Source organism: Mesorhizobium sp. B2-3-2 (genome assembly GCF_006442295.1).
Lineage (GTDB): Bacteria > Pseudomonadota > Alphaproteobacteria > Rhizobiales > Rhizobiaceae > Mesorhizobium.
In genome coordinates this window covers 1-18,787 of record NZ_VFWA01000029.1, presented here as the reverse complement: position 1 = coordinate 18,787, position 18,787 = coordinate 1, and the positions used below count along the sequence as shown (strand labels likewise).

The 18,787-nt window shown below is 65.3% G+C and carries 18 protein-coding genes and 1 pseudogene; 14 read left to right on the top strand and 5 right to left on the bottom strand.

Going from position 1 to position 18,787, the window contains the following annotated elements:
• Positions 1–135 precede the first annotated feature (135 nt).
• Positions 136–852 (bottom strand): ribonuclease PH, encoded by a 717-nt coding sequence (rph, locus tag FJ964_RS30795; RefSeq protein WP_140554507.1) that lies wholly within the window; start codon positions 850–852, stop codon positions 136–138.
• A gap of 229 nt (positions 853–1,081) precedes the next feature.
• Here rph and hrcA point away from each other — a divergent pair, with 229 nt between their 5' ends.
• The 6 genes and pseudogenes from hrcA (at position 1,082) to FJ964_RS30765 (ending at position 6,627) form a co-directional block, all read left to right on the top strand.
• Positions 1,082–2,179 carry a heat-inducible transcriptional repressor HrcA gene (gene hrcA / locus FJ964_RS30790; RefSeq protein ID WP_140554505.1) on the top strand — a complete coding sequence of 366 codons (1,098 nt, stop codon included), beginning with the start codon at positions 1,082–1,084 and terminating at the stop codon, positions 2,177–2,179.
• A 36-nt stretch (positions 2,180–2,215) separates the two neighbouring features.
• Entirely contained in the window at positions 2,216–2,410 is a 195-nt protein-coding gene (locus tag FJ964_RS30785; RefSeq protein WP_140554504.1) for a hypothetical protein, read from the top strand.
• A gap of 125 nt (positions 2,411–2,535) precedes the next feature.
• Complete coding sequence (locus FJ964_RS30780; protein WP_140554502.1) at positions 2,536–3,906, top strand: sorbosone dehydrogenase family protein; 1,371 nt, start codon at positions 2,536–2,538, stop codon at positions 3,904–3,906.
• A gap of 131 nt (positions 3,907–4,037) precedes the next feature.
• Positions 4,038–4,655 (top strand): LysE family translocator, encoded by a 618-nt coding sequence (locus tag FJ964_RS30775; RefSeq protein ID WP_140554500.1) that lies wholly within the window; start codon positions 4,038–4,040, stop codon positions 4,653–4,655.
• A gap of 192 nt (positions 4,656–4,847) precedes the next feature.
• Positions 4,848–5,828: a cysteine synthase A gene (gene cysK / locus FJ964_RS30770; protein ID WP_140554498.1), complete on the top strand. Its 981-nt coding sequence runs from the start codon at positions 4,848–4,850 to the stop codon at positions 5,826–5,828.
• Between the two features lie 173 nt (positions 5,829–6,001).
• Positions 6,002–6,627, top strand: a pseudogene (locus FJ964_RS30765) (glutathione S-transferase family protein).
• Between the two features lie 34 nt (positions 6,628–6,661).
• Here FJ964_RS30765 and FJ964_RS30760 read toward each other — a convergent pair.
• Together FJ964_RS30760 and FJ964_RS30755 are read right to left on the bottom strand one after the other, a co-directional pair.
• Positions 6,662–7,906, bottom strand: a complete 1,245-nt coding sequence (locus tag FJ964_RS30760) for an RNA polymerase sigma factor (protein ID WP_140554496.1) — start codon at positions 7,904–7,906, stop codon at positions 6,662–6,664.
• 7 nt (positions 7,907–7,913) lie between these two features.
• A complete protein-coding gene (locus tag FJ964_RS30755; protein WP_140554494.1) occupies positions 7,914–8,282 on the bottom strand; it encodes a YciI family protein in 369 nt (122 codons plus the stop codon).
• 262 nt (positions 8,283–8,544) lie between these two features.
• Between FJ964_RS30755 and FJ964_RS30750 the strand changes: the two genes are divergently transcribed.
• The 3 genes from FJ964_RS30750 to FJ964_RS30735 all read left to right on the top strand — a co-directional run bounded on the left by FJ964_RS30750 (position 8,545) and on the right by FJ964_RS30735 (position 12,228).
• Positions 8,545–9,504: a TAXI family TRAP transporter solute-binding subunit gene (locus tag FJ964_RS30750; RefSeq protein WP_140554493.1), complete on the top strand. Its 960-nt coding sequence runs from the start codon at positions 8,545–8,547 to the stop codon at positions 9,502–9,504.
• A 223-nt stretch (positions 9,505–9,727) separates the two neighbouring features.
• Positions 9,728–11,848, top strand: coding sequence for a TRAP transporter permease (locus FJ964_RS30740; protein ID WP_140554490.1), 2,121 nt, complete (start codon positions 9,728–9,730; stop codon positions 11,846–11,848).
• A complete protein-coding gene (locus FJ964_RS30735) occupies positions 11,845–12,228 on the top strand; it encodes a DUF1850 domain-containing protein (protein ID WP_140554488.1) in 384 nt (127 codons plus the stop codon). The genes FJ964_RS30740 and FJ964_RS30735 overlap by 4 nt, the downstream gene beginning before the upstream one ends.
• A 307-nt stretch (positions 12,229–12,535) precedes the next feature.
• Here FJ964_RS30735 and FJ964_RS30730 read toward each other — a convergent pair whose 3' ends face one another.
• Complete coding sequence (locus FJ964_RS30730) at positions 12,536–12,676, bottom strand: hypothetical protein (protein ID WP_013892047.1); 141 nt, start codon at positions 12,674–12,676, stop codon at positions 12,536–12,538.
• A gap of 397 nt (positions 12,677–13,073) precedes the next feature.
• Between FJ964_RS30730 and FJ964_RS30725 the strand changes: the two genes are divergently transcribed.
• The 3 genes from FJ964_RS30725 (at position 13,074) to ligD (ending at position 17,095) form a co-directional block, all read left to right on the top strand.
• On the top strand, positions 13,074–13,580 hold the full coding sequence (locus FJ964_RS30725; protein ID WP_140554487.1) for a ferritin-like domain-containing protein: 507 nt from the start codon (positions 13,074–13,076) through the stop codon (positions 13,578–13,580).
• 110 nt (positions 13,581–13,690) lie between these two features.
• Complete coding sequence (locus tag FJ964_RS30720) at positions 13,691–14,569, top strand: Ku protein (RefSeq protein ID WP_140554485.1); 879 nt, start codon at positions 13,691–13,693, stop codon at positions 14,567–14,569.
• Between the two features lie 12 nt (positions 14,570–14,581).
• A complete protein-coding gene (gene ligD / locus FJ964_RS30715; protein ID WP_140554483.1) occupies positions 14,582–17,095 on the top strand; it encodes a DNA ligase D in 2,514 nt (837 codons plus the stop codon).
• A 78-nt stretch (positions 17,096–17,173) separates the two neighbouring features.
• On the opposite strand, the gene FJ964_RS30710 is transcribed toward ligD, so the two are convergent.
• On the bottom strand, positions 17,174–17,848 hold the full coding sequence (locus FJ964_RS30710) for a winged helix-turn-helix domain-containing protein (RefSeq protein WP_140554482.1): 675 nt from the start codon (positions 17,846–17,848) through the stop codon (positions 17,174–17,176).
• A gap of 158 nt (positions 17,849–18,006) precedes the next feature.
• Here FJ964_RS30710 and FJ964_RS30705 point away from each other — a divergent pair, with 158 nt between their 5' ends.
• Both FJ964_RS30705 and FJ964_RS30700 read left to right on the top strand, forming a co-directional pair.
• Complete coding sequence (locus tag FJ964_RS30705; protein WP_140491782.1) at positions 18,007–18,339, top strand: NIPSNAP family protein; 333 nt, start codon at positions 18,007–18,009, stop codon at positions 18,337–18,339.
• Complete coding sequence (locus tag FJ964_RS30700; protein ID WP_140554480.1) at positions 18,336–18,680, top strand: antibiotic biosynthesis monooxygenase; 345 nt, start codon at positions 18,336–18,338, stop codon at positions 18,678–18,680. The genes FJ964_RS30705 and FJ964_RS30700 overlap by 4 nt, the downstream gene beginning before the upstream one ends.
• The last annotated feature ends 107 nt before the right edge of the window (positions 18,681–18,787 follow it).

Here is an 18,787-nt window from a genome sequence, read left to right as displayed (position 1 = left end):
CGCTCGGCTTCGTCGTCATCGCACAATCCCCGTTTCAAAAACAGGGAATCACAACCAGCCAATTTTGCAACAGGCCCCTCGTGGGGGAGATGTCCGGCAGGACAGAGGGGGGCGCTCACGCTCGGCATCCAGGATTCAAACCACCGCCATCTGCTGCAGACTCACCAGCCTCTGGATGCCTTTCTTGGCCAGGCCCATCAGCTCGGCGAACTGCCCTTCCGAAAAGGGCTCGCCCTCGGCTGTGCCCTGGATCTCGACGATGCCGCCCTTACCTGTCATGACGAAATTGGCGTCGGTGCCGGCGGAGGAATCTTCGAGATAGTCGAGGTCGATGACCGGCTGGCCTTCATGGATGCCGCAGGAAATCGCCGCGACATGGTCCTTCAGCACCTTGCCGACGCTCACCATCTGCCGCGCTTCCATCCAGCGCAGGCAATCGTAGAGCGCCACCCAGCCGCCGGTGATGGAGGCGGTGCGGGTGCCGCCATCGGCCTGGATGACGTCGCAGTCGACGGTGATCTGCTGCTCGCCCAGCGCCTGCAGGTCGACCACGGCGCGCAGCGAGCGGCCGATCAGCCGCTGGATCTCCAGCGTGCGCCCGCCCTGCTTGCCGGCGGAGGCCTCGCGGCGCATGCGCTCGCCGGTCGAGCGCGGCAGCATGCCGTATTCGGCCGTCACCCAGCCTTTTCCGGAATTGCGCATCCAGCCCGGCACCTTTTCCTCCAGGCTTGCCGTGCACAGGACATGCGTGTCGCCGAACTTCACCAGGCACGAGCCTTCGGCATGTTTGGAGACGCCGCGCTCGAAGGAGATGGCGCGCATTTCGTCGAACTGGCGTTTGGAGGGGCGCATTCGGCCTGCTTTCTTGTCAGCTTTTTTGAATCTTGGCCGGCTTTTAGACGCATGCGGGGCACGGCGTAAAGGAAAATGGACCGGCGACCGCAAACGCGGCGACACTGGGTGATCGCGCAACGCGACACCGGATGATCGCAAGTGCGACACCGGGGTGATCGCAAGTGCGACACCGGGTTGCGCGCGGCGCCGCGAAGTCTATATCCTTGAACCGGAGGTTATGGCCGCAATGACCAAGGCAGTCGATCCCGCTTCGCAGTCGCTCGCTCTTCCCGCGCCGGCACTTCAGGCGCTCGATATGCGTTCGCGCGACATCTTCCGGCGTATCGTCGATTCCTATCTGAGGGACGGCGAGCCCGTGGGATCGCGCAGCCTGTCGCGCATCCTGCCGTCCTCGCTGTCGCCGGCCACCATCCGCAACGTGATGAGCGACCTCGAACATCTCGGCCTGATCTATGCGCCGCACGTCTCGGCCGGCCGCCTGCCGACGCAGGCCGGCCTGCGCTTCTTCGTCGACGCCTTCATGGAACTGGGCGACCTCTCCGACGAGGAGCGGCGCAGCATCGAGGCGCAGGTGCGCGCCTCCGGCTCGGGCGCCACGCTGGAACACATGCTGACCGAGGCCAGCCAGATGCTGTCTGGCATGTCGCGCGGCGCCGGCCTGGTGCTGGCCGCCAAGAACGAGGTGGCGCTCAAGCACATCGAGTTCATCCAGCTCGAGCCGACCAAGGCGCTGACCGTGATGGTGTCGCAGAACGGCGACGTCGAGAACCGGGTCATCGATCTGCCGGCCGGCATCACCGTCTCGCAATTGCACGAGGCCTCGAATTTCCTCAACGCCCATATTCGCGGCCGTACGCTGGCCGAGGCGCGGGCGGAGGTCGCGCGTATCAAGGAAGAGACAAGGGCAGCGCTCGACACGCTGTCGCAGGACCTGGTGGAGAAAGGGCTGGCGGTGTGGGCCGGCGCGGAAAGCGGCCTGCCGGCGCGCCTGATCGTGCGCGGTCGCGCCAATCTTCTCGAAAACGTCACCGCCCAGGCGGACATCGAACTCTTGCGCCATTTGTTCGAGGACATGGAGACGCAGGACGGGCTGATCCAGCTGCTCGACCTCGCCGAGGCGGGACCGGGCGTGCGCATCTTCATCGGCTCGGAAAACAAGCTTTTCTCGCTCTCCGGCTCGTCGCTCGTCGTGGCACCCTACCGCGACAAGGACGCCCGCGTCGTCGGCGCGCTCGGCGTCATCGGCCCGACCCGGCTCAACTATGCCCGCATTGTCCCGATGGTCGACTATACGGCGCAGCTGATATCGCGCATGCTGCGCTGAGAGCTGGGATCGATCCAGACGGCCGAGGAGGAAAAAATGGCGCTGGAATCGTTCAAGGCCCAGATCAGCCTACTGCTGGAGGAGATGGTCAACCAGCCTGAGGATGTGCGGGAAGTGCAGGAGCAATTGCGCGAGAAGCTGCGCGAAATGCGCGCCATGGGCATGCCGCTGCCGGCCGACCTCGTCGAACTGGAAAAGAACCTCGACGCCGATCTCGACGCGGATACCTGACCCGAATTCCTTCAACTCCCCGTGTCGTCCGGAACGACTGCCGAGCCCGCCCGTTCCCCTGATGCATGTGATCCTCGGTCTTGGGACAACGACATGCATAGCGAAGCGAGAAGCTGGAGACTGGGATGATCAGACTTGCCGGCGCCGTGGCGATCCCCGCAGCCTTGCTTTTCGCCGCGACGGCATTGGCCCAGCAGACAGAACCGGTGCTCAAGGGCGCGGCCGCATTTGGTGACTGGCGGGCCGACGAGCCGGGCGTGCGCCGGCTGATCAGCCCGCAAGACCAGCCCAGGCCCTATGTCACCAGATCCGCCTCGAACAGCGCCGGTCCGGTGCAAAGGCCGCAAGGCGCCGAGCCGCGGCTGCCGGCGGGTTTTTCGGCGGAACTGATCGCTTCGGGCATCGACAATCCGCGCGTCGTGCGCGTCGCGCCCAATGGCGACCTGTTCGTCGCCGACAGCGAGGCCAACCAGGTCCGCGTCTACCGTCTGGGCGAGGGCAACGCGAAACCCGTCAGTGACGGCGTCTTCGCCCGCAATCTCAACCAGCCCTACGGCATCGCCTTCTATCCGCCCGGGGACAGTCCGCAATGGGTCTATGTCGCCAACAGCGACAGCATCGTGCGCTTTCCCTACCGCGATGGCGACCTGAAGGCCTCCGGCGAGCCGGAAACGATTGTCCGCGACATTCCGGCCACTCATCACTGGACCCGCGACATCGCCTTCTCGCCGGACGGCAAGACGCTCTATCTCTCGGTCGGCTCCGGCTCGAACGCCGCCCAGGACATGGCAAGGAAACCGCGGGGCGGGCTCGATGCCTGGGCCAGGTCGAAGCCGCTCGGCGCCGCCTGGGGCTCGGAGGAAGGCCGCGCCGACGTAAGGGCTTTCGACCCGGACGGCAAGAATGGCCGCATCGTTGCCACCGGCCTGCGCAATTGTTCGGGCATGGCCATCCAGCCGGCGACGGGCGCGCCGTGGTGCGTGGTCAACGAGCGCGACGCGCTCGGCGACAATGTGCCGTTCGAATATGCGACCGAAGTGAGGGAAGGCGCCTTCTACGGCTGGCCCTGGTACTATATCGGCGACAATGAGGATCCGCGCCACAAGGGCGCGCGTCCCGACCTTGCCGGCAAGGTCACCGTCCCCGACATTCTGATGCAGGCGCATTCGGCGCCGCTCAACATCGCCTTCTACGACGGCAGGAATGTCCGCGCGGGATCCGGTTTTCCGGCCGAATACAGGGGCGACGCCTTCGTCGCCCTGCACGGTTCGTGGAATCGCGGCAACAGGACCGGCTACAAGGTGGTGCGGCTCAAGTTCAAGGACGGCAAGCCGACCGGCGAATATGAGGATTTCATGACCGGCTTCGTCACCTCCGGCGGCGAGGTCTGGGGCCGGCCGGTCGGCGTGGCGGTGGCGAACGACGGCGCGCTGATCGTCACCGAGGACGGCAACGGCACCATCTGGCGCGTGACCTACGGCGACGGGCGGTCCTGACCCGCTTGGGAGGTCCCGAGCGCGGGGCATGCCTGGTGCAACCGAATCCGGATCCAGGCAATTCCCACCCGCCAAACTCTGTGCGACAAGGCGCCCTCCCAGCAGCGTTTCCCCGACACACGGCCTTCTCCATGACCCTCACCGGCTTCCTCGCCTACAGCGCAGCCCTTGGCCTCGCCGCCGCCATTCCCGGCCCCGGCATCACCGCGCTTATGGCGCGCGCGCTCGGTTCCGGCTTCCGCTCCTCGCTGGCCATGTCCTTTGGCCTGATGCTCGGCGACCTCCTTTATCTCACCGCCGTGGTGCTTGGGCTTGCCTTCGTCGCGCAGACCTTCGGCCTGGTGTTCCTCGCCGTCAAATGGGCCGGCGTCGCCTATCTCGCCTTCCTCGGCTGGCGCTTCTGGACCGCCGGCATCACGCCCGAGACGGTCGAGGCCAGGAAAGGCAAGGGCGGGCTGGCGTCGAGCTTCCTCGCCGGCCTGACGGTGACGCTCGGCAATCCGAAGACGATGATCTTCTATCTCGCCATCACGCCGACCATCGTCGACCTCAAGACCATCACGCTGGCCGATTACGGCATCCTCGCCGCACTCACCGTCCTCGTCCTGTTCGTGGTGCTGGTGCCTTATCTGGCGCTGGCGGCCAAGGCGCGCTGGTTCCTGCGCTCGCCGCGCGCCCTGAAGGCGCTGAACCGCACCGCGGCCGGTTTCATGGTCGGCGCGGCGGCGGCGATCGCCGCCCGCCAATAGGGCCATTTTTGCCAAAGCATTCCGCCGGCTCGGCTTTTGCGGGAATGCTTTTCCGAGGCCGATGCGTTTTAGACACGCGCCCCACTCGGATATTTTCGGGCGACGGTCTATCTTGCGTCCGTGGAAGGCCTATCCTGGCGGCCATCCGTCTGAGATCAGTTCCATCCGCCTGACATTCTGGGAGCCAAACCAATGAACAAGTCCGCCGCCTCCGCTCGTGTTCCCGGCCGTGGCCGCATCTACAATTCCATCACCGATACGATCGGCGACACGCCACTGGTGCGGCTCGACAAATTCGCCAAGGAGAAGGGCATCGTTGCCCATCTCATCGCCAAGCTCGAATTCTTCAACCCGATCGCCTCGGTCAAGGACCGTATCGGCGTGGCGATGATCGAGGCGCTCGAGGCATCGGGTAAGATCGCTCCCGGCAAGACGACGCTGATCGAGCCGACTTCGGGCAATACCGGCATAGCGCTTGCCTTTGCCGCAGCCGCCAAGGGCTACAAGCTGATCCTTACCATGCCCGAGACGATGTCGGTCGAGCGCCGCAAGATGCTGGCGCTGCTCGGCGCCGAACTGGTGCTGACCGAAGGGCCGAAAGGCATGAAGGGCGCCATCGCCAAGGCCGACGAACTGGCGGCCACCATCCCCAACGCCATCATCCCGCAGCAGTTCGAGAACCCGGCCAATCCCGAGATCCATCGCACGACGACGGCAGAGGAGATCTGGAACGACACCCATGGCGAGGTCGACATCATCGTCTCCGGCATCGGCACCGGCGGCACTATCACCGGTGTCGGCCAGGTGCTGAAGAAGCGCAAGCCTTCGCTGCATGTCGTCGCGGTCGAGCCGGAAACCTCGCCGGTGCTGTCAGGCGGCCAGCCCGGCCCGCACAAGATCCAGGGCATCGGCGCCGGCTTCGCGCCGAAAATCCTCGACACCACCATCTATGACGAAATCGTCACGGTCTCGAACGAGGATTCGGTCGCCAATGCCCGCCTCGTCGCCCGGCTGGAAGGCGTGCCGGTCGGCATCTCTTCGGGCGCCGCTTTGCAGGCGGCGATCGTCGTCGGCTCGCGGCCGGAGAACAAAGGCAAGAACCTGGTGGTGGTCATCCCGTCCTTCGCCGAACGCTACTTGTCGACCATCCTGTTCGAGGGTTTGGGGGCGTAGTACGCGGCACGCAGCATAGATTCGCCGCGATCCTTCGCGCCGACGTCAAAAGGTCCTGCCACTGCTCGCCTGGCCCGCTGAAAAACCAGCCGTGGCGGATGCCGCGGGCTTGAGCAGCGCCCTGCTTCCGGTTCATATCGCCCCGGGGCCCCGCAGGGCCGGCGGAGGACCTCATGTACAAGCTCTACACCCGTCCCGGCAGCGGCGGCTTCGTTGTCGAGGCGGCCCTGGCGCTGGCCAAGGCGCCGTTCGAGCAGATCGACGTACCGAAATCCGACCGGCCCGATCCCGCTTTCCTGGCCATCAGCCCCCTGAACCAGGTGCCGGCGCTGACCTTGCCGGACGGAAGCTCGCTGACCGAATCGGCAGCCATCTGCATCCTGCTCGCCGAACGCCATCCGCGGGCCGGGTTGGCGCCGGCGGCCGATGCCCCGGCCCGCGCCGACTTCCTGCGCTGGATGGCGTTCATGTCGTCCGCCCTCTATCCGGCGGTGCTGCGTTTCTACTACGCGCCGCGCTATACGGTCGACGCCGACGGCGCCAAGGCCGTCAAGCAGGCGGCCGTGGCCGAGATGGACCGCGGCTTTGCCGTCGTCGATGCCGCCTGCGCGGCCGCGACTGGTTGGCAGGCGAGGCGATGTCGGTGGCCGATATCTATCTGGCCATGCTGGTGGCCTGGCATCCCGACAGCGGTAAGGCACGCACCGCCTGGCCCGACATCGAACGCCTGTGGGCCAAGCTTCGCGAGCACCCGCTGATGAAGACGCTCAACGCATCGCACGAAATGTGGCCGGGCTGAACGGGCCGTCGGCAAAGCACCGCGCTCAGGCATTTCAATGCCTGAGCGTCGCGCGTTTTACCTGCAGGAAACGGCGTACCGCCGGATCGCTTTCGAGGCCGATCGCCCGGTCATAGGCTTCGACCGCCTGCGGCACCTGGCCGAGCCTGGCCAGAAGGCCGGCGCGCGCGGCCCAATAGGGCTGGTAATCATTGAGCCGCTTGTCGTCGCCAAGCACGTACAGCGCCGCCAGCCCCGCCACGGCGCCCTCAGCTTCGGCGATCGCCACCGCGCGGTTGATCGCCACCACGGGCGATCGTGCGATCGAAAGCAAGGCATCGTAGAATTCGCGGATCGCCACCCAGTCGGTCTCGCCGCTCAGCCGCCGCGCCGCGTGGACGGACTGCACGGCCGCTTCGAGCTGGTAGCGGCCGATGGCGTCCAGAGTGGCGGCGCGGCCGAGCAGGGCTTCCGCCTCGTCGATCAGCCCGTGATCCCACAGCGCATGGTCCTGCTCGGCGAGCGGCACATACTCTCCGGACCCATCGCGGCGCGCGGCGCGGCGCGCCTCGGCGAACAGCATCAGCGCAAGCAGGCCCAGCGCCTCCGGTTCGTCCGGCAGTAGCGAGGCCACCAGCCTGCCGAGCCAGATTCCTTCGGTGGCCAGGTTCCGGCGCCGCGTCTCGGTGCCCGCCGGGTCGGACCAGCCCTCGGCGAAGGTCGCGTATATGGCCTCCAGCACGGTATCCAGGCGCTCGCCGAGTTCGGCCCGCTCTGGTACGCGGAACGGAATGCCGGCTTCACGAATGCGGGCCTTGGCCCGCACCAGACGCTGGCCCATTGTCGCCGGCGGGACCAGGAAGGCGGAGGCGATCGTCGCTGCGTCGAAGCCAAGGACGGCCTGCAGGATCAATGGCGCGCGCACGCCAGGCTCGATCGCCGGATGCGCGCAGGCGAACATCAGCCGCAGCCGTTCGTCGGGCAGGTCCTGGTCGGTCATGCACGCCTCCGCCTCCTCGGCAATCAGCTTGAGATGGTCGCGGCCGGCTTCGCTGGTGAGCCGCCGCCGCACCGCGTCGACACGCCGCCGCCTTGCCACGGCAAGCAGCCAGGCCTCCGGCTTTTCCGGCACGCCGGTCTGCGGCCAGCGTTCGAGCGCCGCGGCAAAGGCGTCGGCCAGCGCGTCCTCGGCGGCGGCCACGTCGCGCGTGCGCGCCGCGAGCCAGGCGACCAGCTTGCCGTAGCTTTGCCGGGCGGCTGCCTCGGCGGCTGCCCGGGCAATCTGCTCGCTGCTGTCCATCACATCGTCATTTCTTGGGCATGTATTCGGCCATTTCCCAAATCGGCCGCAACTCGACCGTGCCGGTGCTGGCCGCCGGGCAGCGCGCCGCCCATTCGATGGCGGTATCGATGTCGGGCGCCTCGATCATGTAGAAGCCGGCAAGCTGTTCCTTGGTGTCGGCATAGGGGCCGTCGATCACGTTGGTCTTGCCGTCGGTGATCCGCACCGAGGTGGTTGCCTGGGTCGGGCGCAGCCTTTCTCCGGCCAGCCACGCGCCGGATTTCTTCAACGCTTCGGTATAGGCGCCATAGGCCGCGCTCATCTGTTGGGCCTTCTCGATCGGCGTGTTCGCCAGTGCGGCTTCGTCGTTGTTGATCAAAAGCATGTATCGCATGGGTCTTCTCCCGTGGTTTCGTAGGCCGCGTCCTTGCGAGCCGGACATATGTCGCGCGGCAAGGGCCGATTTCGACAGGTGCCGGAAAAAATCTTTCGGCCACGGTCGCGTCCCGCGCAAGCCGGGAGCTGTTTCCGCATCCATTCAACCGTTCGTCTAATGAATGCAATTGCGGGTTGGCATTTGCGGCCCGCCGTCTAAACTCGGCCGGTTCGCATCGAGGAGGTGGTGCGGCAGCCAATATTTTCAGGGAGGAAACCGGATGTTCCATTTCAGAACGAAGTTCGTTGCGGCCGGCGCAATGGCGCTTTCACTTGGGCTCGGCATTGCCTCGGCCAGGGCACAGGAATTCATCAACGTGCTGACCGGCGGCACGTCGGGCGTCTACTACCCGCTCGGCGTGGCGCTGTCGGAAATCTACGGCAAGGGCATCGCAGGCGCCCGCACCCAGGTGCAGGCCACCAAGGCTTCGGTCGAGAACCTCAATCTGCTGCAGCAGGGCAAGGGCGAGATCGCCTTCGCGCTCGGCGATTCCGTCAAGATGGCCGCCGAAGGCAATGCCGAAGCCGGCTTCCCCGGCGAGCTCGACAAATTGCGCGGCATCGCCGCCATCTACCCCAACTACATCCAGATCGTCGCCAGCCAGGAATCCGGCATCAAGACGCTGGCCGACCTCAAGGGCAAGAGCCTGTCCGTCGGCGCGCCGGCCTCCGGTACCGAGCTCAATGCGCGTGCCATCTTCGCCGCCGCCGGGCTGAAATACGAGGATCTCGGCCGGGTCGAATACCTGCCCTTCGCCGAATCGGTCGAGCTGATCAAGAACCGCCAGCTCGACGCCACGCTGCAGTCGGCCGGGCTTGGCGTCGCCTCGATCCGCGACCTCGCCACCTCGGTGCCGATCAATGTCGTCGCCGTGCCGGCCGAGGATGTCGCCAAGATCGGCGCCCCCTATCTGTCTGTCGTTATCCCCAAGGGCACTTATGAGGGCCAGGCCGAGGATGTCGCGACCGCGGCCGTCGGCAATTTCCTCGTCACCCGCGCCGACGTTTCCGACGAGACCGCCTACCAGATGACCAAGCTGATGTTCGAGCATCTCGACCAGCTCGCCGCCGCCCACGCCGCCGCCAAGGCAATAGACCCCGCCAAGGCGCTCGACGGCATGCCGGTGCCGCTGCATCCGGGCGCGGAGCGGTACTACAAGGAGAAGGGGCTGTTGAAATAGGCGGGTAATCGGACATGTCTTCGCCAGGCGCCCCCCTCTGGCCTGCCAGCCATCTCCCTCACAAGGGGGGAGATCGGCAGCGTCAATGTCGGCGTTTATCTTGCAATGTTGGCGTTTGGCGAAGAGCATTGCGACAGCCAATCTTTCCCCTTGTGGGGGAGATGCCCGGCAGGGCAGAGGGGAGCGCCTCGCACTACAATTCGCTCGCTTTGGAGTTGGCCGGATGAGCGAAGCAACGCATGGAACGCCAGCCGACGGCAAATCCTCCACCTTCCATCTCCCCGTCGCCGAAGAGCAGGTCGAAGGCTTGCCGCCGGGCTTTGGCGACGGCATCGCCGGCAAAGCGGCCTTCGCCATTGCCGTCGCCTTTTCGGTCTTCCAGATCTACGTCGCGGCCTATGGCAGCATTCCGAGCCAGGTGGTGCGGGCCATGCATGTCGGCTTCCTGCTGCTGCTCGGCTTCGGCCTGATCGCCAATTTGCGCGCCCGAAGCCTGCCGGCCAAGGCCGTGTTCTGGGCGCTCGGCGTGCTCGGCTTCGGCACCGGTCTCTACAATTGGGTGTTCTACACCGACCTCATCCGCCGCTCCGGTTTCCTCACCACGCCGGATCTTGTCGTCGGCACGGTGCTGGTGGTGCTGGTCTTCGAGGCCGCCCGGCGGCTGATGGGATTGCCGCTGGCGATCATCGCCTTCATTTTCCTCGCCTACTGCTTCGTCGGCAACCACCTGCCGCCGCCCTTCATCCATCGCGGCTACGATTTCGCCCAGCTCGTCGACACTTTCGCCTATGGCACCGAAGGCATATACGGCACGCCGGTCTATGTCTCGGCCGCCTATATCTTCATCTTCGTCGTCTTTGCCGCCTTCCTCGAACGCGCCGGCATGATCGCGCTGTTCAACGATTTCGCGCTCGGCCTGGTCGGTTCGTGGCGCGGCGGCCCGGCGCAGGTCTGCGTTTTGTCTTCGGCGCTGATGGGCACCATCTCCGGCTCCGGCGTCGCCAACGTCGTGGCCAGCGGCCAGTTCACCATCCCCCTGATGAAGCGCTTCGGCTTCCGGTCGGCCTTCGCCGGCGCCGTCGAGGCGACCTCCTCGATGGGCGGCCAGATCATGCCGCCGGTGATGGGCGCGGTCGCCTTCATCATGGCCGAGACGCTGAACATCCCCTATGCCGAAGTGGTCAAGGCGGCGATCATCCCGGCGCTGCTCTATTTCGGCGCCTGTTTCTGGCAGGTGCATCTGGAAGCCGGCAAGGCCGGCCTGCACGGCATGGCCAAGGCCGAACTGCCCAATCCCTGGGACGCCGTGCGCCAGCACTGGCCGCTGGTGCTGCCGCTGGCGGCCCTCATCTATCTCCTGTTTGCCGGCTACACACCGATCTTCGCCGGCACGATGGGCCTGGCGCTGACCATCGTGCTCATCCTCGGCACGCCGCTGGCGGCCCTGATCGGCCCGCTCGCCTTCCGCGTCGTCTTCTGGCTGGCGCTCGGGCTCGCCGCCGCCTCATTCATGCGCTTCGGCGTCAACATACTCGGCCTCGTCATCGCGGCACTCGTCGTCGCCTGCTTCGCCTTCAAGGGCGGGCGCGAAACGCTGCGGATCTGCGTGGATTCACTCGCCGAAGGGGCCAAGAACGCGCTGCCTGTCGGCATCGCCTGCGCCATCGTCGGCATCGTCATCGGCACGCTGACGCTCACCGGCATCGCCTCCACTTTCATCGGCTGGATCATTTCCATCGGCGAGGACAATCTGTTCCTGTCGCTGGTGCTGACCATGCTCACCTGCCTGGTGCTCGGCATGGGCATCCCGACCATTCCCAATTACATCATCACCTCCTCGCTGGCCGGCCCGGCGCTGCTGTCGCTCGGCGTGCCGCTGGTGGTCAGCCATATGTTCGTCTTCTACTTCGGCATCATGGCCGATCTTACGCCACCGGTTGCGCTGGCCGCCTTCGCGGCCGCCCCGATGGCCAGGGAGAGCGGCCTCAAGATCGGCATCCAGGCGACCAAGCTCGCCATTGCCGGCTTCGTCGTGCCGTTCATGGCGGTCTACACGCCGGCGCTCATGCTGCAGGATCCAGGCCCGATCGCCGCCCAGTTCGGCTACCCCGTCGAGGTCGCCTACATCGTCGTCAAGGCGTGCATGGGCATCGTGCTGTGGGGTGCCGCCGCCGTCGGCTTCCTTGCCAGGCGCATGGCGTGGTGGGAACGGCTCGTCGCCTTCTGTGCCGGCGTGCTGCTGGTCGCCGCGATCCCGCTCACCGACGAGACGGGCTGGACACTGTCGTTCGCCTGGATCGGCTGGCATTTCTGGCGCGCGCGGCGGGTGACGGCCAAGGCATGAGCCTGTGTATCCTTGCCGCCGGCAAGACGGTGACGCTGGCGGCCGCCGCCTTCACCCTGTCCTGGACGCATTCGGTGGAGCGCTCGCGCTGGGAGGAAGACTGGAAGGTGATGCCTTCCGGCCTGCAAGTCACCGAGGCGCGCATAAAAGGCTCGGGCGCCGGCATGGAGCCGCCGGAGGGCGCGGTGTTGCGAGACGGCTGGTGGGCCTATGCTCCGAAGGTCGGGCCGCAGCGGAGCCTCGTGCTCGCCGCCTCCGGCGCGACCGGTGATGGTTGGACACTGTGCACAGGTCAGGGTTGCCGAGAACTCGGCAAGGTGGCGGGCGGCACGATTGTGCTGGAGCCATGTGCGCCGGACGGCACGAGCCCGCCGCGGTAGCGCACGATCATCCCGGCTGGAGCAAACGCTGTCGAAGACGGTCAGCGGATGGCTTGCATCGAAGGATATTCAGAAGGACGGCTTGGACTGGGCCGACCGGACTGGGGCCCAACTGGAGAAGGTCGCTCACGCAGGCCCGCAGCCCCATGTCCTGAGACACTAAGCCAGCGAAGGCGGTCTCAAAGCCGCGGCGATGTCGCACGCCGCCGATCGGCGAAGGCCGGGCGCTCGGCGCGATAGGTGGTGGCGCGCGACTCGGCGTCCGGCCTGCAGATGCGGCTGTTGTGTCGGCTCTCGAAAGTCATGGTCAGTGCGCGCCCAACGAGGTGCCGCGACGAGCGCAGGCCGGGCCCGGTCCGCGCATGTAGTAGCGCTCGGGCCGATAGGTTGGCGCGACGAATTCGCGGATCGCTGCGGCATAGCCGATGAGGTGCGTGAGGAAGTTCATTTTACCTGGTCCCTGTCCCGACTTTCGGGTGTCCCTTCCGAATTGCGGAAATCATAGCGTCGAGGCGTGAATAGTCGGTGAACGCGATGTTAATTTCTGGTCGAAAACCCGTCGCTTCATGGCCGGAATGCGGCTGATTCGGGGTCTTTCCACGCCTTTTGTCGCCATTTCGGCCTGTGTGACTTTTGCATCACATATGTTTCGTTTGAATGTCGCCTGGGTGCGGTTGCGTTTCAGCTTTTCGCCCTGGCGGGAGAATTTCGTTGCTCGACGCCGCAAGTCCGGAACCCGGCCCGGGACGAGACGTTGACTCCTCAAGCCGGCACGGTCGGCCGACGGGGCCGCCGACCGGTGTCCCTCCAACCCGCAACCGCAGAGCAAAGGAAGGGTCACAATCATGGGCTTCTTTTCGAAGGACATCAAAACGCTGGACGATCTCTTCGTGCACACGCTGCGCGACATCTACTATGCCGAAAAGCAGATCGAGAAGGCGTTGCCGAAGATGGTCGACAAGGCGACCGATCCGCAGCTGAAGGCCGGCTTCGAGAAACATCTTGAGCAGACCAGGGGCCATATCGAACGCGTCGAGCAGGTGTTCGAACTGCACGGCGTCAAGGCCAAGGAGGTCAATTGCCCGGCCATAGACGGCATCCTCGAGGAAGCGGACGACGTCAGCGGCGACGTCGACGACAAGGAGGTGCTGGACGCGGCGCTGATCGCCTCGGCACAGGCGGTCGAGCACTATGAGATGACCCGCTACGGCACCTTGATCGCCTGGGCCAAGCAGCTTGGCCGCAGCGACTGCGCCAACGTGCTGGCCAAGAACCTCAAGGAAGAGCAGGCGACGGATCGCAAGCTGACCGAGATAGCGGAAAGCAAGGTCAACCTGCAGGCCGCCGAATAGGGGCTGAAAGCCGGGGCCGGAGGCAATCGCGCCGGCCTTGGCTCGACCGGATTGGAACCGTTGGGGTCGTCGTCCGTTCCAGCCAGGTCTTTTCTCTACAGGAAATCATCATGGCGCCGCGTCCCGCCTGGAGAGGCTATCTGAAGCTTTCGCTGGTCACCTGCGCCATCGAACTGACCAATGTCGTCACCCATGCCGAGAAAGTCTCGTTTCGCATCCTCAACCGCGAGACCGGCAACACGGTGAAGCGGATCTATGTCGACGCCGAAACCGGCAAGCCGCTTGAGGATGGCGACGAGATCAAGGGCTACGAGGACGACAATGGCGATTTCATCCATATCGAAGAAGAGGAGATCGAGGCCATCCAGATCGAGTCCTCACATACGATGAGCCTCGACGGCTTCGTCGACAAATCCTCCATCCAGCAGATCTACCTCGATACGCCCTATTACGTCGCGCCGGCCGACAAGGTCTCGCAGGACGCTTTCGCCGTCATCCGCGACGCGATGGCCGGCAAGAAGATGGCGGGCCTGGCGCGGATCGTGCTCTATCGGCGCGAACGTCCCGTGGTCATCGAACCGCTCGGCAAGGGCATGGTGCTGACGACGTTGCGCTACGACAACACGGTGCGGCAGCCGGACACCGTCTTCGGCGACATCGAGTCCGTGAAGACGGATCAGGAGATGACCGATCTCGCCGAGCTCATCATCGGCAAGAAGAAAACCAAATTCGATCCGTCGAAATTCGAGGACAAATACGAGGATGCGCTGCTCGAACTGATCCGCGCCAAGAAGGCGGGCCGCAAGGCGCCGAAGGCCAAGGCGGCGCCCAAGCCCTCCAACGTCGTCAATCTCTTCGACGCACTGAAGAAGAGCCTTTCGTCGGATGGCGGAGCCGGCGCCCGCCGCGGCAAGGCCTCGGCGAAAGCCAAACCGGCGGCCAAACGCGGCAAGCCGAAAGAAGCCGCGCCCAAGCGCAAATCGGCGTGAGGACACCAAGGGATGGCCAGCCTCGAACAATATCACGCCAAGCGCGATTTCAGGAAAACCGCCGAACCTCCCGGCAAGGTCGCCCGCGGCAAGAAGAGCGAGGCCGGCGGCATCTTCGTCATCCACAAGCATGCGGCGACCAGGCTGCATTACGACCTGCGCCTCGAACATGCCGGCGTGCTGTGGAGCTGGGCGGTGACGCGCGGCCCGAGCCTCGATCCGCACGAGAAACGGCTGGCCGTGCATGTCGAGGACCATCCGATCGACTATGCGCCGTTCGAGGGCACCATTCCCAAGGGAGAATATGGCGCCGGCTCGGTCATCGTCTGGGACGAGGGCACATGGGTGCCCGAGGGCGATCCCGCCAAGGCGATGAAGAAGGGCCATATCAACTTCGAGCTCAACGGCCATAAGCTGCACGGCCGCTGGCACTTGGTGCGGCTGAGACCGCGCCCCGGCGAGAAGCGCGACAACTGGCTGCTGATCAAGTCGGACGATGGCGCGGCGCGCCCGGGCGAGGATATTCTGGAGGAAGCGCCGAAGTCGGTGAAGTCGGGCCTGACCATCGAGGAGGTCGGGGCGGGCAAGGCCGCGAAAGGTGAGAAGGCGAAGGTCTGGCACTCCAACAAACCGGCCGCCGCCCAAGCCAAGGCCGGACACGCAAAGCGCCTCGACTTCATCGAGCCACAACTGGCCACGCTTGAACGGGAAGCGCCGCCGGGCGAAGACTGGCTGCATGAGGTCAAATTCGACGGTTATCGCATGCAGGCGCAGATCGCCGGCCCGGACGTGCGGCTGCTCACCCGCACCGGCCTCGACTGGACGAAGAAATTCGGCGACGCGATCGTCGCCGAGCTCGCCGGGCTGAAATGCAGCGACGCCATCATCGACGGCGAGATCGTGGTGTTGGCCGACAGCGGCGTCTCTTCCTTCGCACTTTTGCAGGCCGACCTGTCGGCGAAGCGCACGGATCGCTTCATCTACTACGTCTTTGACCTGATGCGGCTGAATGGGCGGGACCTGCGCCGCGAGCCGCTGGTCGAGCGCAAGCAGGCCCTGCGGGAATTGCTGGCCAGCCAGCCGGAGGATTCGGCGGTTCGCTTCAGCGACCATTTCGCCGAGCCCGGCAAGGTGATGCTCGAGCATGCCTGCCGCATGGGACTGGAAGGCGTCGTCTCCAAGCGCGCCGACGCGGTCTACCGCAGCGGGCGCGGGCTGTCCTGGGTGAAGTCGAAGTGCACGCTGCGACAGGAGTTCGTCATCGCCGGCTACCTGCCGTCCGACAAGACCGGGCGCGGGCTGCGTTCGCTGCTGCTCGGTTATTTCGAGGCCGGCAAGCTGCACTATGCCGGCCGCGTCGGCACCGGTTTCTCGACCGGCAGCGCCAACGCCCTGAAGAAGAAGCTCGATGCTCTGCAAACGAAGTCGTCGCCCTTCGACAAGGCCGTGCCGAGGGGCAAGGGCCTGGTCTGGGTGAAGCCGGAGCTTGTCGGCGAAGTGGAGTTCCGCAGTTGGACCTCCGACCGTATAGTACGCCACGCCTCGTTCCAGGGGCTGCGCGAAGACAAGCCGGCGGAGGAAGTCGTGCAGGAAAAGCCGAAGATACCGACAGGCAAGAGCACGGCCCGGGCCAAGCCGGCGTCAGGCGGTGCAACGCCGGCAAGGGCGGCAACCACCACGGTGAAGCTGTCGCATCCGGACAAGCTCCTGTGGCCCGACGAAAAGATATCCAAGCAGGGGCTGCTCGACCATTACGCGCTGGTGTGGCCGCGGATGAAACAATTCGTGGTCAATCGCCCGCTCAGCCTGGTGAGGGCCCCCGACGGTGTCGGCGGCCAACGCTTCTTCCAGAAGCACGCCTCACCCGGCATGCATGACAAGATCGAGAAGACGAACGACCCGACGGATGGCGAGGAAATCCTGTTCATCCGCGATTTCGACGGTATCGCGGCACTTGTCCAGCTCGGTGTGGTCGAGATCCACATCTGGGGCTGCACCGTCGACGAGCTCGAGCGGCCCGACCAGATCGTCTTCGATCTCGATCCCGATGAGGGGGTCGACGTGAAGGCGGTCCGTGCAGCGGCACTCGACATAAGGGGCAAGCTTGACGAGCTGTCGCTGCCCAATTTCGTCAAGACATCGGGTGGCAAGGGCTTTCATGTCGTCGTGCCGCTGAAACCGTCGGCCAACTGGGAGGAGGTGAAAGGCTTCGCCCATGATTTCGCGCGCGCGCTGGAACAGGGCGCGCCCGACCGCTACACCGCGACACTGTCGAAGAAGGCGCGCACCGGCAAGATATTCGTCGACTATCTGCGCAATGGCAGCGGCGCCACCACGGTCGCGCCCTACTCGTCGCGGGCCAAGAAGGGTGCCACGGTGTCGATGCCGGTGACCTGGGACGAGATCGAGGCCGGCCTGCCGCCGAACGCCTTCCCCATCGGCGACAAGACGACGCTGAAGCGGCTGGCGGAAGCCGATCCGTGGAAGGATTTTTTCAAGAAGGGGAAGGTGTTGAAGCGGGGGTAATTCTGGCCGCATCTGAAGCGCCGCGATCCTTCGTGCCTGTCCCGCCGACGGATCGATGCTGGCGACAGCGTCGGTCCCTCAAGCCAAAAACACCTTCTCGAACGCCTGTTTGCCGGGCGGCGAAAAAATCACCGCGCGGCTGTCCTTCTCCCGGCGCGCCCATTTCTCGGCGAGGATCTTGTCGAGGATGGCGGCGCCCAGCGTGCCGGCGAGATGCGAGCGCCGTACGCTCCAGTCGAGGCAGGCGCGGCACACCGGCCGCCGGGCCTTTGCCTCCACATCGATGCCGATCGCCGCGAAATGCGAGGCGGCCGAAGGCGCCAACCGGATTTCGCCCTTGTCGCGCAGCAACAGCCTCCGGTCGATGAGACGGTCGAGCATCGCCACCGCCTGCTCGCCGGCAAGATGATCGTAGCAGACGCGCGCCACGCGCATCGCTCCGTCGCGCGGGCCCGGCCGCACGCGCTTAGGGCCGATAGTTTCGGCGACGCCGGCGATGGCTTCGATCATCTCAGCCACCTGCGGCCCGGCGAGCCCGTAATAGCGATGCCGGCCCTGGCTTGCCACGGTCAGCAGCCCGCCTTCCATCAGTTTCGACAGATGCGAGGAGGCGGTCGGCATCGACACGCCGGCCTCGAGCGCCAGTTCGCTCGCCGTCAGCGCCGTGCCGCCCATCAGTGCGTTGAGCATGTTGGCGCGGGCCGGGTCGCCGATCAGGCTGGCGATGCGGGCAATGTCGGGTCCCTCACGCATAGTTTCATCCCTATCGAAGCATTCTCGCCAGATAATCACTATCCTTCGCTCAGCTCAAGGAGCGCTGACGATGCTCCTGACAGGAAACTGCTAGCACAACGGCGTAGGCGACGTTTCGACAGAGATCGAATTATCTGCGCCAACTCAGGGAGACCGAAATGACCATCACCTGCTTCATCCGCTACGAGATCGATCCGTTCGGCAAGGCCGCGTTCGAGGAATATGCCCGTAACTGGGGCCAGGCCATTCCGCGCTGCGGCGCCGACCTGATCGGCTACTACGCGCCGCATGAAGGCTCGGCCACGACCGCCTATGCCGCCTATAACATAGAAAGCCTGGCCGCCTACGAAGCCTATAGGGCCCGGCTTGCCGCCGACCCGGCCGGCAAGGCAAACTACGAATTCGCCCGCCGTGAAAAATTCATCCTCAAGGAGGACCGCATGTTCCTGAAACTGGCGTCCGGCCCGCACGCGAAACTGGTGCTGCCATGATCGCCGTCATCTTCGAGGTCGAACCGGCCGCGGGCAGGCGCGACGCCTATCTGGGCATCGCCGCCGAGTTGCGGCCGCTGCTTGAAGGCATCGATGGCTTCATCTCGGTGGAGCGCTTCCAGAGCCTCGCCAATCCGGACCGCATCCTGTCACTGTCGTTCTGGCGCGACGAGGAAGCGGTGAAGGCATGGCGCAACACTGAGGAACACCGGCAGGCCCAGCAGGCCGGGCGCGGCGGCATCTTTGCCGGCTACCGTCTGCGGATTGCGCAGGTGGTGAGGGACTACGGGCTGACGGAAAGGGAAGAGGTGCCGGCGGACAGCCGGGCGGTGAACGGGTAAGGGAGTGGCGCGGCTCTTCCTTCCCCCCTCGTGGGCCTGTTGCAAAATTGGCTGGTTGTGATTCCCTGTTTTTGAAACGGGGATTGTGCGATGACGACGAAGCCGAG

What these genes read in the sequence shown, in the direction of transcription:
- ligD (WP_140554483.1), top strand. Translation starts at nt 14,582, where the DNA reads ATGGCCAGCCTCGAACAATATCACGCCAAGCGCGATTTCAGGAAAACC.
- hrcA (WP_140554505.1), top strand. Translation starts at nt 1,082, where the DNA reads ATGACCAAGGCAGTCGATCCCGCTTCGCAGTCGCTCGCTCTTCCCGCG.
- FJ964_RS30785 (WP_140554504.1), top strand. Translation starts at nt 2,216, where the DNA reads ATGGCGCTGGAATCGTTCAAGGCCCAGATCAGCCTACTGCTGGAGGAG.
- FJ964_RS30775 (WP_140554500.1), top strand. Translation starts at nt 4,038, where the DNA reads ATGACCCTCACCGGCTTCCTCGCCTACAGCGCAGCCCTTGGCCTCGCC.
- FJ964_RS30740 (WP_140554490.1), top strand. Translation starts at nt 9,728, where the DNA reads ATGAGCGAAGCAACGCATGGAACGCCAGCCGACGGCAAATCCTCCACC.
- FJ964_RS30730 (WP_013892047.1), bottom strand. Translation starts at nt 12,676, where the DNA reads ATGAACTTCCTCACGCACCTCATCGGCTATGCCGCAGCGATCCGCGAA.
- FJ964_RS30735 (WP_140554488.1), top strand. Translation starts at nt 11,845, where the DNA reads ATGAGCCTGTGTATCCTTGCCGCCGGCAAGACGGTGACGCTGGCGGCC.
- FJ964_RS30760 (WP_140554496.1), bottom strand. Translation starts at nt 7,906, where the DNA reads ATGGACAGCAGCGAGCAGATTGCCCGGGCAGCCGCCGAGGCAGCCGCC.
- FJ964_RS30750 (WP_140554493.1), top strand. Translation starts at nt 8,545, where the DNA reads ATGTTCCATTTCAGAACGAAGTTCGTTGCGGCCGGCGCAATGGCGCTT.
- FJ964_RS30780 (WP_140554502.1), top strand. Translation starts at nt 2,536, where the DNA reads ATGATCAGACTTGCCGGCGCCGTGGCGATCCCCGCAGCCTTGCTTTTC.
- FJ964_RS30700 (WP_140554480.1), top strand. Translation starts at nt 18,336, where the DNA reads ATGATCGCCGTCATCTTCGAGGTCGAACCGGCCGCGGGCAGGCGCGAC.
- rph (WP_140554507.1), bottom strand. Translation starts at nt 852, where the DNA reads ATGCGCCCCTCCAAACGCCAGTTCGACGAAATGCGCGCCATCTCCTTC.
- FJ964_RS30755 (WP_140554494.1), bottom strand. Translation starts at nt 8,282, where the DNA reads ATGCGATACATGCTTTTGATCAACAACGACGAAGCCGCACTGGCGAAC.
- FJ964_RS30720 (WP_140554485.1), top strand. Translation starts at nt 13,691, where the DNA reads ATGGCGCCGCGTCCCGCCTGGAGAGGCTATCTGAAGCTTTCGCTGGTC.
- cysK (WP_140554498.1), top strand. Translation starts at nt 4,848, where the DNA reads ATGAACAAGTCCGCCGCCTCCGCTCGTGTTCCCGGCCGTGGCCGCATC.
- FJ964_RS30705 (WP_140491782.1), top strand. Translation starts at nt 18,007, where the DNA reads ATGACCATCACCTGCTTCATCCGCTACGAGATCGATCCGTTCGGCAAG.
- FJ964_RS30710 (WP_140554482.1), bottom strand. Translation starts at nt 17,848, where the DNA reads ATGCGTGAGGGACCCGACATTGCCCGCATCGCCAGCCTGATCGGCGAC.
- FJ964_RS30725 (WP_140554487.1), top strand. Translation starts at nt 13,074, where the DNA reads ATGGGCTTCTTTTCGAAGGACATCAAAACGCTGGACGATCTCTTCGTG.